This window comes from Sphingopyxis sp., assembly GCF_965279755.1.
Taxonomy (GTDB): domain Bacteria; phylum Pseudomonadota; class Alphaproteobacteria; order Sphingomonadales; family Sphingomonadaceae; genus Sphingopyxis.
Map to the genome: position 1 here is coordinate 1,611,345 of NZ_OZ257261.1, position 14,921 is coordinate 1,626,265.

The following is a 14,921-nucleotide window of genomic DNA, read 5'->3' on the forward strand; positions in this document are numbered from 1 at the left end:
AATTACGTCGTCGTCACGACAAAGGTTGATTTTCGGCGGCTAGCCGATCAAGGCTGGCCCTATGATGAATATCGCAAACATGGGGCGAAAGCTGGCCCGTTCAAGTCTTGTCCTGCTGATGACGGGGATGCTTGCGGCGTGCAATGCGTCTTCGGACACAGCTACCGCGACCCCGCCGCTTGCCGGCGCGAAGATCGGCGGACCGTTCACGCTGACCGACCAGGATGGCAAGACGGTGCGCGATACCGACTTCGCGGGCAAATATCGCCTCGTCTATTTCGGCTACAGCTATTGCCCCGACATCTGCCCGGTCGACCTGCAAAAGCTGATGCGCGGCCTTGCGGCGTTCGAGAAAAGCGATCCGGCGCGCGGGGCGAAGATCGCGCCGATGTTCATTACCGTCGATCCAGAGCGCGACACGCCAGCCGCGCTCAAACCCTTCGTCAGCCGCTACCATCCGCGGCTGATCGGCCTGACCGGCACACCCGAACAGATTGCGGCGGTCGCCAAGGCCTATGTCGTTATCTACAACAAGGTGCCGGGCTCGGCGCCCGACCGCTATCTGATGGCGCACAGCCAGCTTGCCTTCCTGATGGACCCCGCCGGCAAGCCGCTCGCGCTGCTGCCGCTCGACGATCCGTCGACGGACGCCGACGAGGGCGCGCCCGACGAGGGCGCGCCCGACAAGGTCGCGGCCGATCTGGCGAAATGGGTGAAATGACCGTGACGAAGGCGCAGCCCTTCTGGGAAGCGCCGCTTGCCACCCTCGACGCTGGGCAATGGGAAGCGCTGTGCGACGGCTGCGGCAAATGCTGCCTCCACAAGCTGGAGGATGAGGATACGGGCCGCATCTATCCGACCAACGTCGCGTGCCGCCTGCTCGACCTGTCGACCGCGCGCTGCGGCGATTACAAGCATCGCCGCCGCCACGTTCCCGATTGCCTGACGCTGACCAAGGCGAAGGTCGCCGACATCGAATGGCTGCCGCAGACCTGCGCCTATCGCCTCCGCGCGGAGGATGAGCCGCTGCCGCGCTGGCATTATCTCGTCTGCGGCGACCGCGATGCGGTCCATCGCGTCGGCGAGTCGATCGTCGGCTGGACGGTGGCCGAGGATATGGCCGGGCCGCTGGAGAATCATCTTGTCGAACGCGTCGTATAGTCCCGACGACCGGCCGCAGATCCGGGTCGGCGACACGAGCTGGCCGGTGCGGCTGGTTCATCACGCCCAGTCGCGACGTTACAAGCTGATCTTCGACGGTGCGCGCGGCGAGCTGCGCCTTACCCTGCCGCGCCGGGCGAGCGCCGCGCGGGCGCTCAAATGGGCGAGCGAGCAGCAGGACTGGCTCGCCGCGCAGGTCGGCAAGGCCGACGCGCCTGTGCTCGTCGCGCCGGGCGCGACGGTGCCGCTGTTCGGGGTACCCCGCCGGATCGAATGGAGCCCCGCCGCGCCGCGCGCGGTGCGGCTGGCGGACGACGCGCTGGTCGTGGGCGGTCCGGCCGAAACCGTCGGACGCCGGATCGAGCGCTGGCTGAAGGCCGAGGCGCTGGCGATCATGGAGCGCGAAAGCCGTGAGATCGCGGACCGCGCCGGGCTTCGCGTGGGCCGCGTCGGCGTCGGCGACCCGCGCAGCCGCTGGGGCAGCTGCACTCACGACGGCGATCTGCGTTACAGCTGGCGGTTGGTGATGGCGCCTAACCATGTCCGCCGTGCGACCGTCGCGCACGAGGTCGCGCATCTGCAGCATATGGACCATAGCCCCGCCTTCCACGCGCTCGTCGATACGCTTCACGACAGCGACGTCGGCATGGCGCGCGCCTGGCTGCGCCGCGAAGGGCGCGGGCTGCACCGCTATCGCTTCACCTAATTGCCGTCGCCATTCGGCGCGCGGGGTGGCTGTCCCTTTTGCGCGGGCTGTGGAGCCTTGGGCGCGGGCACCGGGATGATCTTCGCCTGCGGTGCGGATTTCGGCGCTGCGCCATTGTCCGGCGCCGGGCGCCGGCCCGTCTGCTCCTCGATCCACTGCTGGTTGAGCACCGGGCCGCCATCCTGTTGCGGCTGCACCTCTTCGGGCTGCTGGGGCGGCCGACTGTCATAGGGCAGCTCGATCGGCATGCCATTGTCGTCGGTCAGCCCTTCCTGTCCGGGCTCACCCAGATAGGCGTCATTCTCGTCCTCCAGCTGCCATTCGGGCAGCTTGACGTCGGTGTCGAAGGCTTCGACCGGGCGTCCGGCAACGGCGACGCGCATATAGTCGGCAAAGGCCTTGGCCGGCGCATGTCCGCCCTGCAGCCCGCCGACGGGCTTCGCATCGTCGCGGCCCATCCACACGCCGGTGGTCAGCCCGCTGGAAAAGCCCAGGAACCAGCCGTCCTTGTTGCTCGACGTCGTACCGGTCTTGCCCGCGACCGGGCGGCCGATCTGCGCGGCGCGGCCGGTGCCGGTCGCGACCGCGGTCTGTAGCAGGTCGGTAATGCCCGCCGCGACCCAATTGTCGACCAGCACCTGCCCGCGCTCGGCGGGACGCTGATAGAGCAGGCGGCCGTCGGCGGTCGTCACCTTGGTGATGCCATAGGGCTGCGCCGACACGCCCTTGCGCGCGACCGCGGCAAAGGCGGCGGTCATGTCGATCACGCGGACTTCGGCGCTGCCGAGCACCATCGACGGGTGCGTGTTGATCGGGGTCGTAATGCCGAAACGGCGCGCCATGTTTGCCACCGACGAGAAGCCGACTTCGTCGCCCAGCTTCGCCGCGACGGTGTTGATCGAATAGGCAAAGGCGGTGCGCAAGCTGATCGGGCCCGAGAAACGCCCCGACGAGTTGCGCGGCGACCAGCCGTTGATCGTCACGGGCTCGTCGACCACCTGTTCGTCGACCTTATGCCCGGCTTCGAGCGCGGCCATATAGACGAACAGCTTCCACGCCGATCCCGGCTGGCGCAGCGCCTGCGTCGCGCGGTTGTAGTTCGAGGTCACATAATCGGTGCCGCCGACCATCGCGCGCACTGCGCCGTCGCGGTCGATCGACACAAGCGCCGCCTGCACGCCCTTCGGCGTGTCGGCCTGAATCGCCGCCGTCGCCGCACGCTGCATATTGAGATCGATCGTCGTGTAGACATCGAGCGCTTCGCTGCCTTCGTCGATCAGCATGTCGAGCTGCGGCAGCGCCCAGTCGCTGAAATAGCGCGCGCTATTCTGTCCGGTTTCCTGCGCGAGCTGGACGTTCGCGGGTTCGGCGCTGTCGGCCTGACTGCGGGTGATGAAGCCGCCGTCGACCATCGTGTCGAGCACGACGCCCGCGCGGCCGAGCGCGGCCTGGGCGTCGGCGGTGGGCGAATAGCGCGACGGCGCCTTGACGAGACCGGCGACGACGGCCGCCTCGGACAGCGACATCTGCGTCGCGCTATGGCCGAAAAAGCGCCGCGAGGCGGCGTCGATGCCATAGCTGCCGCCGCCGAAATAGACCTTGTTGAGATAAAGCTCGAGCAGCTCGTCCTTCGAGAATTTCCACTCGAGCGCGACCGCGAGCACCATTTCGCGCGCCTTGCGCGTCCAGGTGTAGCTGTTCGACAGGAAGATGTTGCGCGCAAGCTGCTGCGTGATCGTCGAGGCGCCCTGCATGCGGCGCCCGGTGCCATAATGCTGGACCGCGAACACCGCGGCGCGGCTCATGCCTACCGGGTCGACGCCGGGGTGATAGCGGAAGCGGCGGTCCTCGACCGCGACCATCGCGTCCTGCATCACCTGCGGGGTTTCGTTCAGCGTCAGCCAACGGCCGTAATTGGGGCCTAATGACAGGAACACCGTGCCGTCGGCGGCGTGGACGCGGATCGTCTGGCCGGCGGGCGATTTCTTCAGTTCCTCGAAGCTCGGAATGCGCTGCACCGCGATGCCGACTGCGACGGCGATCGCGACCAGCCCGACGAAGGACAGGCCGAGGCCCCAGCGGAACAGCCGCCGGAGCCAGATACGGAACCGCGACGGCGGAGCGGAAGAGCCGCTGCCTTTGCCGCTGCCCTTACTGCCGCCGTTTCCGGACGATGTCGATTTACCTGCCGATGCCTGCTGTCGTTCGCGGCGCAAAGCCCGTATTCCTTCCCTCGCTTCGCCCCTGATGCTCAGCGCCGGCCGGGTTGGTTAACCCTCGCCGGGTTTCGCCTCATCCTGCCCGCGCTCGGCGAAGTCAAGCGCCGCGCTGTTGATGCAGTAACGCAGCCCCGTCGGTCCGGGGCCGTCGGGGAAAACATGGCCGAGATGGCCTTCGCACTTCGCGCAGCGCACTTCGGTACGGATCATGCCATGGCTCATGTCATGATGCTCGCTCACCGACGCGTCGCCGGCTGGCGCGGTGTAGCTCGGCCAGCCCGACCCGCTGTCATATTTGGTGCGGCTGTCGAACAAAGGCTCGCCGCAGCCGGCGCAGCGATAGGTGCCGTCACCCTTATGGTCGGTATATTTGCCCGTGAAAGCCCGCTCGGTGCCGCCTTCGCGCAGCACATGGTGGGCCATCGGGTCGAGGGTCTTTTCGGTTTTCGGATCGGTCATGGAGGATCTCCTGCAGATGGCCCATCGGGCGCATCGATGTTGCCCATAATATCGGTCGGAACCGGCCGGCCCGCAAGGGGCATGCGGTCAGCGGGCGTCGATGCGCGTCGCGCCAGAGGCCATTTGCACCAAGGACGGGAAAAGTGACGCCATGATTGTCATCGGCCCGGCTGCGCGGGGGTCTTCGCCCATCCGCCAGATCAGATTGGCAAAGGCGAAGGGCCTGCCCATCCGGTCCGCAAGGGCTTGCTGAAAGGCCGGCGCCGCGCCCGCACCGCCGTGACGCCATGCCCGCACCGCGCCGTCGGCGCTCGCCAGTGCCAGCCCCATGCCTTCACCCGCCAGCGAGGGGATGACGCCGGCCTGATCGCCGAGCTTGAAAAGGCCCGGCGCGGTATCGCTCGCTCGCCAGCCATAGGGCACATGACCGATCGCATCGATCGTGCGGCTCCAGTCGGCGCAGGCGAGCCGCTCGCCAAGATGCGGCATCCGGTCGCCGAGCGTCCGGAGCAGCGCAGCCGGATCGCCATCGGCTTCGTCGAGCCGCGACTTGTGAACCGCAAGGCAGAGATTGCCGTCACCATCTTCCTGCCGCACCAGCCCGGCATAGCCGCGATCGAACAGGTGCAGTTCGACGGCTTCGCCGACGAGCCGGTCCAGCGATGGATGCGCGGGAAGGCGCAGCCGCAGGCCCATGACGGGATCGCCGCGCTGCCATTCGGCGGGGTCGCGTGCAAAACCGCGAAAGCCGTGTTTGCCCGCAGCCAGGAAGGTCGATGCCGCCGCCAACGCTACGCCGTCACGTGTCTGCACCGAGCCGCCTTCCAGCGCTGTCGCGTGAACGCCGCGCTCCAGCGCTGCGCCCGCTGCCACCGCTTCCGCTTGCAGCAGGCCGTCGAGGCGGCGGCGCGATACGCCCATCGCTTCGCCGGGTAACGCCGTCTCGCTTCGCCGGGTGCCTGCGAACAGCCGGACGTGCGTCACGCGCTGCCCGCCGAGCGCAGCGCGGTCGATGCCCAGCGCGTCGAGCCGCGCGAGCGTCTGCCAGCTCAGAAATCCGCCGCACAGTGCATCGCCGGTCTCGCGTGCGCGTTCGAGCAGCAGCACCTTCGCGCCCGCCCGTGCCAGTCCGATCGCCGTCGCCGATCCGGCAGGTCCGGCGCCGACGACGATGGCGTCGGATCCGGTCATCCCGCGGTCACCGGATGCGCTCGACGCAGAGGCGGTAGGGAAAGCTGCGAAAAATCCGGCACTCGGAGGCGGTTTCGGGCAGCGCGTCGGCGAGCATCGCCTGCCACTCGGCGCGGCGGAAACTGCGCCCGACCGACAATTGCCCGTCGCGGCGGACGATCGGATCGACGAAGGCGAGGCTTGCGAGTAGCGGATAGCCCGCGAAAGGAAGTCGCTGGCGGTGGAGGTCGTTGACCAGCCAGCCGCGCGCGCATTCGCTCTCCATGAAACACAGAAACTCGCTGCGCTGCGTCGATGTCATATGGTGGGTGACGAGGCTCGAAAGGACGATGTCCCACCCCTGCCCCGCCAGATCGCGGTAATCGCCGGTGATCAGCCGCGCGCGGCCGCCCAGTTTGGCGTCGGCGACCGGCGCGCTCTTCGGATTGAGGTCGACCCCGACCAGATCGAGCGCGACGCCTCTCGCCTCGCCCCAGCGCGCGACGGCCAGCAGCATGTCGCCGGCGCCGAATCCGACGTCGAGGATACGCCAGGGCCTTGTACCGACACCGCGCGCACGGACGCGCTCCAGAAAGCCGATCGTCGGCCGCCGCGCGAGGGTCAGGCCGTTGATCCGCGACAGGTCGGCCAGAACCTTTGCATAACGCGCGGGCGCCAGCTCGGCGGCGTCCATCTCCTCCTCGCGCGCGATCGGCACGGCGAGGCTGGCGAAGGGATTCATGCCGTAAACCGGATCGCCTCGGCGGCGAGGCCAGGGCCGAAGGCGATGGCAACCCCCTGCCCCGTCGCACCGCGCGCCATCATCTCTGCGAGCACGAACAATATCGTCGCCGACGACATGTTGCCGAAGCGCGCGAGCACCGACCGGCTGTCGGCCAACGCCTCGGGCGGCGCCGCGAGCGCATGTTCGACCGCGTCGAGGACCGACCGCCCGCCGGCATGGACCGCGAGCAGTTCGGGCGGGGTGCCGTCCCCGAACAATGTCCTGCGAACCGCCGGCGCCGCCAGTGCTTCGCGCAGGCGCCCGGGCACTTCGCCGGACAGGATCATTTCGAACCCCTTGTCGCCGATCGTCCAGCGGATGAGCTCGCCGCTGTCCTCGAGCGCGAGGCTCCGCCCTTCGCCGAGCACAAGGCCGTGCCCGTCGGACGAGACGATCCCCGCCGCCGCGCCATCGCTGAACTGCAGCATCGCCAGCAGCGGTTCGGGTTCGTCGGCAAGGCTGAGATGCAGCGTCGACAGCTCGACGCTGACAACGAGCGCGACGGCATCGGGCTCGGATCGCACGATATGCCGCGCCGTGCGCAGCGCGGTGACTCCAGCGTAGCAACCCATGAAGCCGATCAGCACGCGCTCGACCGTGGGAGAGAGGCCCAGCCGCCGCGCGAGAATCTGATCGATCCCCGGCGCGACGAAGCCGGTGCAACTCGCGACGACGATGTGCGTGATCCGCGGCGCATCGAACGCATCGCCCAGCTTGGCGATCGCCTGCAGCGCCAGGTCGGGCGCATGATCGGCATAAGCGGTCATTCGTGCCGACGTCGGCGGCAGACCGGGCGTGTCGTAGAAGCCGCCGGGGGCAACCGGCGATCCGCCAGCGGACGTCGGGGGCAATACCGACCAGCGGTGGTCGATTCCCGAGCGCGTAGCCATGCGCGCAAAGAGCGCGCGGATACGCTCGTCGGTCAGTCGCGCCGCGGCCCAGTCGATGAAGGCCTGATGGATGTCGTGCCCGGGCACCGCTGTCGCGAGTGCGTTGAGCCGGGGGAGAACGGGGCTGATCATCGCGCTGGTTTGACCGAAAAGGGGCGGCACCGCCAGCCGATAAGCGCGCCAGCGGCTTTACTGCGGATTAACCACAAAGCGGCTATGGAGGCGTTCGTGAAGATGCGCCTTTTATCCCTGATTTTCCTGTGCCTTGTCGCCCCGTCGGCGGCATCGGCGCAGTGCATGCTCTGCGGCAAGCAGGACGGCGGAACGATCGGGACGAACCGCAAGGCCGAAACGCCGCTTCGCATCGATATCGAAACCCAGCTCGACATGGGCCGCGTCGCCACCGGTGCCGGCGGCGGCGAGGTCGAGATCGACCCCGTCACCGGCGCCCGCCGCGTGCGCGGCGACGTTCGCGATCTCGGCGGTTTTGCGGTGACCGGCACGGTTACCGTCAGCGGAGAGCCCGGCGCCGAAGTCCGCGTCTTCCTGCCCGTTTCGGTCGATCTGGAAAGCGGCAGCGGCGGCACCGCGCGCGTCACCGGCCTCGCCACCGACCTCGGCGCCGCGCCGCGCCTCGGCTCCGACGGCCGCCTCGTCTTCCGCTTCGGCGGCCGGCTGCAAGTGAATGGCACTTCGGGCGGCGACTATCGCGGCCGCATTCCGGTGACGGTGGAGTATCAATAGGGTGTGCGTTCGCTTTGGGGCGGGAAGCTGACGTGCCCTTTGTGATCCCCGGCGAAAGCCGGGGCCTGGGAAATTCCGGCGCAAAGCTGGCGTTGTGCTGCTGTGGGCCCCGGCTTTCGCCGGGGATCATATTAGCACCAATCGGTCGAAAGCCGCTATCGACAACGCGCGTCAATCGTCGCTTTTCGCGTCGGACTCATCGACGGTCGCCGCCGGTTCCAGAAACCCCGTTCGGCACGCCGGACTGTCGTCGCCGGCAAGGCAGTCCGACCAGCGATACAAGCGTTCGATCGTCACGACCGGGCCTTCGCTTCCGCCGCCGCCCATGCCGATATAACGCTTGCCGGTAACGGTGCCGATGATCGTCACGTTCGTATGCGCCTGCACCAGCTGGGGATCATAGGCGCCGTCGGTGCAGGCGACGAAGGTCTGATAGGTCGGATCGGGCGTCCACTGCGGCTCGCCATATTCGCCGCTGCGCGCGTAGAGGATCGTCAGGCACACGCCGCGCTCCGACGGGCTGATGCTATGGACGCCGCCGGCCCAGCGGATGCGCTGACCGATCTGCTTCGCATCGGTCGCGTCGTCGGGGGTCAGCGCCGCGCCCGGCGGCGTCATCAATATCCCAAGCTCGCTCGCGACCCGGGCGTCCTCTTCGGGCGATGCCGCGACGGCCGGGGACGACGCCATCAGCGCCGCCGACAGCAACAGGCCGCCCTTGTGCCGCCGGAGCAGTATCAACGCCTCACTCGGCCGCGGCGCCCGCCGCCCGGTTCTGCAGGGTCTCGGTACGCCGCTCGTCGAGTATCATGATGCGCTGGCGCATCACGCGGGACATGCACGCCTCGTCGGGACAACCGTCGCGCACCGACAACCGCCAGCGGCTCTGCTCGGTCTGCAGCAATTCGCGCCGCTTCACCGCGACTCCGGAGAGCTGGCGATAGGCGCGCGCCATTTCGCGGTCGAGCGAGGCGAGCTCGTCGCTCGAGCAGATCAGCTTTTCGGCATGGGTGCCGGCCTTGTCGCAGTTGAAGGTCGGCGGGATTTTCGCGCGCGGCGGGGCGGCAGGAGCGCCCTCGGCGACCGGGGGCGCCGTTTCGGTGGACGCAGCCGCAGCGGGCAAAGGGGTCGCCGTGGCCGGCGTCATGCTACTCGTCGGCGCTTCGCTTGCGACCGCCGGCGTCGTCGCGGCGTCGGGATTGGCCGACACGGCGGTCTGTGTGGGCGCCTCGGCCAGTGCAGCTTTTTCGTCGCCACCGCGCATGAACAGCATCGCGCCGAGCACCGCGACCGCGATCAGCAGCGCTCCGATCACCAGCGTTTTGACCATCCCGCCGCCGGGCGCCGGGGTTGCGGGTCCGGACGCCTGCGTCAAGATAGCGGCGTGCAAATTGTCGGCGGCAGCCGTTGCGTCGGGCGCGATTGCGACGGCCGCGGTGGTCGCGGCGGGCGTCAGCCCGGCGAGCTGGTGCGCTTTCGCGGCGATGCGCGCGATCGAATCGTCGCGCTTTTCCAGCCAGTCGATCCATTGCGCGCTGGCGAGATGATAGGCGAGATCGTCGGGGACGATCTCTTCGAGCCGCAAGGGTATGATCGCCTTGTGCGCGCTGTCGGCCAGGATCAGCTCGCGCTTCACATGCGGGCTCTTGTCCGACTGGCTGCAAAAGAGAAGGAGGACACCCGCGCTATCGCGGATCGCCTTCATGATCGCGGTATCGAACGCGTCGCCCGGGCCGACATCGCGCGGCGCGATCCAGCAATCGACGCCGTGCCGCGCCAACGCCTTCTCGACGTGCAGCGCGACCTCATATTTGCTCGAATGGTGGCTGACGAACAGTGTCGGACGCTTCGCTTCTTCCATCTGTCAGTCCCCCTTGCGGCCCGGACGATGGCACAGCCCGCGTCCGAATCAACCCGCGTCAAATCAAGCCGTGCGGTGTTCGCCCTTGACCCAGCGCACCGTACCCGACGAGGCACGCATCACGACCGTTTCGGTGGTCAGGATGCCGCCCCGGCGATGCTTTACCCCGGACAGCAGCGACCCGTCTGTGACGCCGGTCGCAGCAAAGATCACATCGCCCTTGGCCAGATCTTCGAGGTCATAGACGCGGTCGAGATCCTCGATTCCCCATTTTTTCGCGCGCAGCCGCTCGTCGTCGTTGCGGAACAGCAGGCGGCCCTTGAACTGGCCGCCGACACAGCGCAGCGCCGCCGATGCCAGCACGCCCTCGGGGGCGCCGCCCGATCCCATATAGATGTCGACATTGGTGTCGGGGTTCGTCGTCGCGATCACGCCGGCGACGTCGCCGTCGGGGATCAGCGCGACGCCGCAGCCGATGCTGCGCAGTTCGGCGATGATCGCTTCGTGGCGCGGGCGGTCGAGGACGCAGACGATGATGTCGGCCGCCGCGCAGCCCTTTTCGCGCGCGACCGCCTCGACATTCTCGCGCACGCTATTGTCGAAATTGACGATGTTCGGCGAATAGCCGGGGCCGACGGCCAGCTTGTCCATATAGACATCGGGCGCGTTGAGCAGGCAGCCTTCTTCGGCGATCGCAAGCACCGCGAGCGCGTTCGGGCCGGCCTTTGCAGTGATTGTGGTGCCTTCCAGCGGATCGACCGCGATGTCGATCTTCGGGCCCTTGCCCGGCGCATTGCCGACCTTTTCGCCGATGAACAGCATCGGAGCCTCGTCGCGTTCGCCCTCGCCGATGACGATGGTGCCGTCCATATACAGCGTGTTGAACGCGTTACGCATGGCCTCGACGGCGGCGGCATCGGCGGCCTTCTCGTCGCCGCGTCCGATCAGCTTTGCGGCGGCGATCGCCGCGGCCTCGGTAACGCGCACCATTTCGAGCACGAGCACCCGGTCGAGGTTGCTGCCGCTGCTGTTCGTCATTGCCTTGACTCTCCGTCTTTACTTGTTCTGCCATGTGGGCATGCTGCGCGCCATATGGTCGCCCGCGCCGCTTGTCGAGAAACCTTCGCCCGATTCGGTGCCGCTTTTGCGGCTTTGTGCGTCATCGGAATGACGGCGCCGGGCGCATCGGCGCAGATGATCGGCCCGCCCGCACCGAAGCCTGCGAAGTCCGCCGCAGACACCGCCATCGAAAACAGCCGCGAGCTGACCGACCCGGTCAGGCGCTGCAAGCCCGCCGACGACGGATCGATCACCGTGTGCGGCAGCGACACCGAACGCCATCGCCTGTCGCCCGAATTGCGCGCGATTGCCAACGAGGGTCGCGAGGCGCCGCCGAAGCTGCCGCGCGCCGAGGCAAAGGCGATGAGCCTCGACCGGCTGCCGTATAACTGGATGTCGATGGGCGGGCGCTACAAGCCCGGTCCCGAATATAACCCGCTCTATGAAATGGCGAAGCGCGCGACCGATCCCGATCGGCAGGATGCGCCGCCGCCGGCGGCTGATACTCCGCCCTAGGCGAAGACCTCCGCCGCTGCGGTTGCCGGGCGCGCGCTGCGCAGGAATCCCGCTGCGAACAATATCTGTCCCAGGAAATAGGCTGCGAACAACAGCACCCAGCCGAAACTCATCATCGTTTCGAGCCAGCTGCCGGGCGCCTGCGCATTGTTCCAGATCACCGCGCCGTGCAGCAGCACGAGCCCGCCAAACGCCGCGCCGATGATGGCGCCCCAGACGAAGTAAAAGGCGAACAGTCGTCCTTGCGCCTCGCGCGTCAGCCACCACGATTCGGCGAAGGCCGAAAAGGGATTGAGCCCGCCGCCCGCGCCCATGATCGCACCGGCGAGGCACAGTCGCGCGCCGATCCAGGTGCCGAGTATCGACAGGAACAGGCGATAGGCGATGGCGAGGGCTCCGCCGGCCACGCCGTTCCACTCGGTCATCCCGATCGTCGCCACGATCGGCGCTGAAACGAGTATGCCGATCCCGAAATAGAGGAGGATATTGGTCACGAGGAAGGCCGCGCCGGCGACCATGCCGTACATGATTTCGGAAATGAAACCCTCGCGCATCTCGGCAAGGACGGCATTCCACGCCGCCAGCATCGCGCCCGCCGCCAGCACCGATACGATGCCGAGCAGATAGATCGGCCCCGCGATCGAGCCGCTGACATAGGCGCTATAGGGAGAGACGGCCATCGCCATCACCGTGCGCAGGTTGAAGATCGGCTCGCTCGACAGCAGCAGGAAGGGGATCACCACCCCGATCGCGACATAAACGGTCAGCGCGCGCCAGTGCTCGCCCGCCAGCGCCCGCGCTTCGGCGAGCCCGCTTCTGATTTCGATGTCCATGATCGCCCCCTGTTTCCCCGATGACGGGGTTATCAGGGGCGCCGGCGATTACAAGAGCGTGCCGAGGGCCCGGGCTTCAGAGCGCGAGGATCGGCATGTGCATCGGCGCGCCGACGACATGGTCCGATGCGGCGAGGATGCCCAGTGCTGCGTGGATCGCGCTCGCCGGCCCTTCGTGGGTGACGAGCACGATGACGACGCCGCTGCCGTCTTCGCTGCCACGCTGGATCAGGCTTTCGATCGAGACGCCGGCATCGCGCATCGCGGCGGCGATCTCGGCCAGCACTCCGATGCGGTCCTCCACGATCAGGCGGACATAATGTTTGCCGATTCGCGCACCGGCGTCGGCGGGCGGCGCGGCGTCGAGCGCGTCGACGGGCATGGCAAAGGCGGGTCCATATTCGTCGCGTGCGATATCGATGATGTCGGCGACGATCGCCGACGCGGTCGGGCCTTCGCCCGCGCCCGCGCCCTCGAAGAACAGGCGGCCGACGAAATTGCCCTCGGCGACCACGGCGTTCAGCGCGCCGGGGACATAGGCGAGCGGGTGGTCGGCCGGGACCAGGCACGGCTGGACATGCTGATAGAGGCGGCCGTTCGCTTCGGCGCCGTCGCGTTCGGCCATGCCGATCAGGCGGACGCGGTGGCCGAGCGCCTCGGCCTCGCGAATGTCGGCGGCGATCAGGCCCCGGATGCCGTCTGCGGTCACGGCATCTATGTCGAGCCGGGTGCCGAAACAGAGCGCGGCAAGGATCGACAGCTTGTGCGCAGCGTCGATGCCGTCGACGTCGAAGGTCGGGTCGGCCTCGGCATAGCCCTCGGCCTGCGCGGCCGCGAGCGCGTCGGCAAAGCTCGCGCCGTTCCGCTCCATCTGCGTCAGGATATAATTGCAGGTGCCGTTGAGGATGCCATAGACGCGCGCGATCTGGTTCGCCGATGCGCCCTCGCGGATTGCCTTGATCACCGGAATGCCGCCCGCGACTGCGGCTTCATATTTCAGCGGCGTGTCCTTTTCCTCGGCGATCCGCGCGAGGTCCAGCCCGTGATGCGCGATCATTGCCTTGTTCGCGGTGACGAGCGCCTTGCCCGCGCCGAGCGCATGACGCGCGATCGTCAGCGCCGGACCGTCGGCGCCGCCGATCATCTCGACCACGACATCGACATCGTCCGCCCCGACGAGGGCGTCCATGTCGTCCTCCCAGCGATAGCGCGACAGATCGACGCCGCGATCCTTGTGCCGGTCGCGCGCCGACACCGCGACAATCTCGATCGCCCGCCCGGCGCGCCGGGCGATGAGGTCGCGATTCGCCTCAAGCAGCTTGACGACGCCGCCGCCGACGACGCCAATGCCGGCGAGCGCGACGCGCAGCGGCGGACGGGGCGCGGCGGGGGCAGGCGAAGGCGACATCGAGGCACTCCATGTTATGGATGCGGGCGATTGCCCGCAGAATGCCCGCGCCCTATCCGCTTTTGACGCGGAAACAAGCCCGCCGCGCCTTTGCGGCGCCGAAGCGGAAGTTTATCCCCCGATCGGCGGCATTCGCGTTCGTGTGCATTCGCCGAGCGCGCCAAGCACGACCGCATAGTCCGACGCCGCTTTCTTGCGGTCCTCGGGCGCGGTGCCCCCGAGCTTGGCGAGCGGCAGCTGGCGCGGCAGGCCGCAGGCGAGCCGGTACCATGCCAGCGTATCGCGTTGCGGCACTGCCGCTGACCCGTCGACGATCTCGCCGAACGCAGCGGCCCAGCGGCGTGATCCGTCGGCGGCGGTCAGAATCGTCAGCGACACGGGTTCGCCGGTCTTCGTATCGAGGAACAATTGCGTCTCGCCCTCGCCGGGAAGCGTGCCGGGAACGTGAAAGCCGTTCGCGACGCCGGTAATCGCGGGCGGGGCGCCGGGCTTGACGAGTTCGGTCAGAATCGCGCGGAGCTGCGCCTCTGTTGCGGGATCCCATGGCAGCTGCGCGTCCGGCGCGACCAGCCGGATGCTCCCGGTGCTATTCGCGCCAGGCGTTGCGCCCGCGACGGGGCGGGCGAAGAGCAGGACGGGTTGCTTTTTCTTCAGCTTCGCCGGCTTGCCCTTGGCATCGAGCGGCAGATCGACGAGATAGTTTATCCGCGCGGCAAGCGGGCCGGCGCCGCGAATCAGGCCGATAACGTCCGCCTCGACATAGAATCGCGCCTGACCCGCCTTCAGCCCGGGCGACTGCTCGGGTTTCAGCACCGCGCTGCTATAGATCCGCGCGTGAATCGTCATCGGCGCGATCGTCGCCAGATCGGCGATATCGGCATAGCTATAGGGCGAAGGCGATGTCACCGGTGTCGGCGCCTGCATGGCATAAACTTCAGGAAAACAAATGCTTGCTAAGGGAATTGCCAGAGCGGCGGCGTGCAGGAGCGCGCGCATGATCGAACCACCTTCCATTGTTCGAAGCGCCTGGGCGGCGCCAAAACCCCTTCATGGGGAAGCGGACATTAACCGCTGATAAAGGGTTTGCGAATGTGCCGCCACCGCGATAGGA

16 protein-coding genes are annotated in these 14,921 nt (G+C 67.8%); 5 read left to right on the top strand and 11 right to left on the bottom strand.

Annotated elements, in window-relative coordinates; translation table 11 throughout:
• Positions 1-61 precede the first annotated feature (61 nt).
• The 3 genes from ACQY80_RS07950 to ACQY80_RS07960 are packed head-to-tail and all read left to right on the top strand — an operon-like array spanning position 62 to position 1,867.
• A complete protein-coding gene (locus ACQY80_RS07950) occupies positions 62-721 on the top strand; it encodes an SCO family protein (protein ID WP_428685322.1) in 660 nt (219 codons plus the stop codon).
• Positions 709-1,161: a YcgN family cysteine cluster protein gene (locus tag ACQY80_RS07955; RefSeq protein ID WP_428685324.1), complete on the top strand. Its 453-nt coding sequence runs from the start codon at positions 709-711 to the stop codon at positions 1,159-1,161. The genes ACQY80_RS07950 and ACQY80_RS07955 overlap by 13 nt, the downstream gene beginning before the upstream one ends.
• Complete coding sequence (locus ACQY80_RS07960; RefSeq protein ID WP_428685325.1) at positions 1,142-1,867, top strand: M48 family metallopeptidase; 726 nt, start codon at positions 1,142-1,144, stop codon at positions 1,865-1,867. The genes ACQY80_RS07955 and ACQY80_RS07960 overlap by 20 nt, the downstream gene beginning before the upstream one ends.
• Here ACQY80_RS07960 and ACQY80_RS07965 read toward each other — a convergent pair.
• The 5 genes from ACQY80_RS07965 to ACQY80_RS07985 form a co-directional block, all read right to left on the bottom strand.
• A complete protein-coding gene (locus ACQY80_RS07965; RefSeq protein ID WP_428685790.1) occupies positions 1,864-3,969 on the bottom strand; it encodes a transglycosylase domain-containing protein in 2,106 nt (701 codons plus the stop codon). The two genes, ACQY80_RS07960 and ACQY80_RS07965, sit on opposite strands and share 4 nt — an antisense overlap.
• A gap of 168 nt (positions 3,970-4,137) precedes the next feature.
• A complete protein-coding gene (msrB, locus tag ACQY80_RS07970) occupies positions 4,138-4,545 on the bottom strand; it encodes a peptide-methionine (R)-S-oxide reductase MsrB (protein WP_428685327.1) in 408 nt (135 codons plus the stop codon).
• Between the two features lie 87 nt (positions 4,546-4,632).
• The gene (locus tag ACQY80_RS07975; protein ID WP_428685329.1) at positions 4,633-5,736 is read right to left on the bottom strand and encodes an NAD(P)/FAD-dependent oxidoreductase; all 1,104 of its coding nucleotides are present in this window, start codon (positions 5,734-5,736) and stop codon (positions 4,633-4,635) included.
• A 7-nt stretch (positions 5,737-5,743) separates the two neighbouring features.
• Complete coding sequence (locus tag ACQY80_RS07980; protein ID WP_428685331.1) at positions 5,744-6,457, bottom strand: methyltransferase domain-containing protein; 714 nt, start codon at positions 6,455-6,457, stop codon at positions 5,744-5,746.
• Positions 6,454-7,521 (bottom strand): type III polyketide synthase, encoded by a 1,068-nt coding sequence (locus ACQY80_RS07985; RefSeq protein ID WP_428685333.1) that lies wholly within the window; start codon positions 7,519-7,521, stop codon positions 6,454-6,456. The genes ACQY80_RS07980 and ACQY80_RS07985 overlap by 4 nt, the downstream gene beginning before the upstream one ends.
• A 102-nt stretch (positions 7,522-7,623) precedes the next feature.
• On the opposite strand from ACQY80_RS07985, the gene ACQY80_RS07990 reads away from it, so the two are divergent.
• Positions 7,624-8,133: a DUF4402 domain-containing protein gene (locus ACQY80_RS07990; protein ID WP_428685792.1), complete on the top strand. Its 510-nt coding sequence runs from the start codon at positions 7,624-7,626 to the stop codon at positions 8,131-8,133.
• Between the two features lie 171 nt (positions 8,134-8,304).
• On the opposite strand, the gene ACQY80_RS07995 is transcribed toward ACQY80_RS07990, so the two are convergent.
• The 3 genes from ACQY80_RS07995 to glpX form a co-directional block, all read right to left on the bottom strand.
• Entirely contained in the window at positions 8,305-8,874 is a 570-nt protein-coding gene (locus ACQY80_RS07995) for a Slp family lipoprotein (RefSeq protein ID WP_428685335.1), read from the bottom strand.
• A 4-nt stretch (positions 8,875-8,878) separates the two neighbouring features.
• Positions 8,879-9,994, bottom strand: coding sequence for a TIR domain-containing protein (locus tag ACQY80_RS08000; RefSeq protein ID WP_428685337.1), 1,116 nt, complete (start codon positions 9,992-9,994; stop codon positions 8,879-8,881).
• Positions 9,995-10,057: 63 nt separating this feature from the next.
• Positions 10,058-11,032, bottom strand: coding sequence for a class II fructose-bisphosphatase (glpX, locus tag ACQY80_RS08005; protein ID WP_428685339.1), 975 nt, complete (start codon positions 11,030-11,032; stop codon positions 10,058-10,060).
• A 129-nt stretch (positions 11,033-11,161) separates the two neighbouring features.
• Here glpX and ACQY80_RS08010 point away from each other — a divergent pair, with 129 nt between their 5' ends.
• Positions 11,162-11,569, top strand: coding sequence for a hypothetical protein (locus tag ACQY80_RS08010; RefSeq protein WP_428685341.1), 408 nt, complete (start codon positions 11,162-11,164; stop codon positions 11,567-11,569).
• On the opposite strand, the gene ACQY80_RS08015 is transcribed toward ACQY80_RS08010, so the two are convergent.
• The 3 genes from ACQY80_RS08015 to ACQY80_RS08025 all read right to left on the bottom strand — a co-directional run bounded on the left by ACQY80_RS08015 (position 11,566) and on the right by ACQY80_RS08025 (position 14,716).
• Positions 11,566-12,402, bottom strand: coding sequence for a hypothetical protein (locus tag ACQY80_RS08015; protein ID WP_428685343.1), 837 nt, complete (start codon positions 12,400-12,402; stop codon positions 11,566-11,568). The two genes, ACQY80_RS08010 and ACQY80_RS08015, sit on opposite strands and share 4 nt — an antisense overlap.
• Positions 12,403-12,478: 76 nt before the next feature.
• Entirely contained in the window at positions 12,479-13,810 is a 1,332-nt protein-coding gene (locus ACQY80_RS08020; protein ID WP_428685345.1) for a homoserine dehydrogenase, read from the bottom strand.
• Between the two features lie 111 nt (positions 13,811-13,921).
• A complete protein-coding gene (locus ACQY80_RS08025; RefSeq protein WP_428685347.1) occupies positions 13,922-14,716 on the bottom strand; it encodes a hypothetical protein in 795 nt (264 codons plus the stop codon).
• Positions 14,717-14,921 lie beyond the last annotated feature (205 nt).

Coding starts and splice junctions, on each gene's coding strand:
- ACQY80_RS07950 (WP_428685322.1), top strand. CDS start 62: ATGATGAATATCGCAAACATGGGGCGAAAGCTGGCCCGTTCAAGTCTT.
- ACQY80_RS07955 (WP_428685324.1), top strand. CDS start 709: ATGGGTGAAATGACCGTGACGAAGGCGCAGCCCTTCTGGGAAGCGCCG.
- msrB (WP_428685327.1), bottom strand. CDS start 4,545: ATGACCGATCCGAAAACCGAAAAGACCCTCGACCCGATGGCCCACCAT.
- ACQY80_RS07975 (WP_428685329.1), bottom strand. CDS start 5,736: ATGACCGGATCCGACGCCATCGTCGTCGGCGCCGGACCTGCCGGATCG.
- ACQY80_RS07980 (WP_428685331.1), bottom strand. CDS start 6,457: ATGAATCCCTTCGCCAGCCTCGCCGTGCCGATCGCGCGCGAGGAGGAG.
- ACQY80_RS07985 (WP_428685333.1), bottom strand. CDS start 7,521: ATGATCAGCCCCGTTCTCCCCCGGCTCAACGCACTCGCGACAGCGGTG.
- ACQY80_RS07990 (WP_428685792.1), top strand. CDS start 7,624: ATGCGCCTTTTATCCCTGATTTTCCTGTGCCTTGTCGCCCCGTCGGCG.
- ACQY80_RS08000 (WP_428685337.1), bottom strand. CDS start 9,994: ATGGAAGAAGCGAAGCGTCCGACACTGTTCGTCAGCCACCATTCGAGC.
- glpX (WP_428685339.1), bottom strand. CDS start 11,032: ATGACGAACAGCAGCGGCAGCAACCTCGACCGGGTGCTCGTGCTCGAA.
- ACQY80_RS08010 (WP_428685341.1), top strand. CDS start 11,162: ATGACGGCGCCGGGCGCATCGGCGCAGATGATCGGCCCGCCCGCACCG.
- ACQY80_RS08015 (WP_428685343.1), bottom strand. CDS start 12,402: ATGGACATCGAAATCAGAAGCGGGCTCGCCGAAGCGCGGGCGCTGGCG.
- ACQY80_RS08020 (WP_428685345.1), bottom strand. CDS start 13,810: ATGTCGCCTTCGCCTGCCCCCGCCGCGCCCCGTCCGCCGCTGCGCGTC.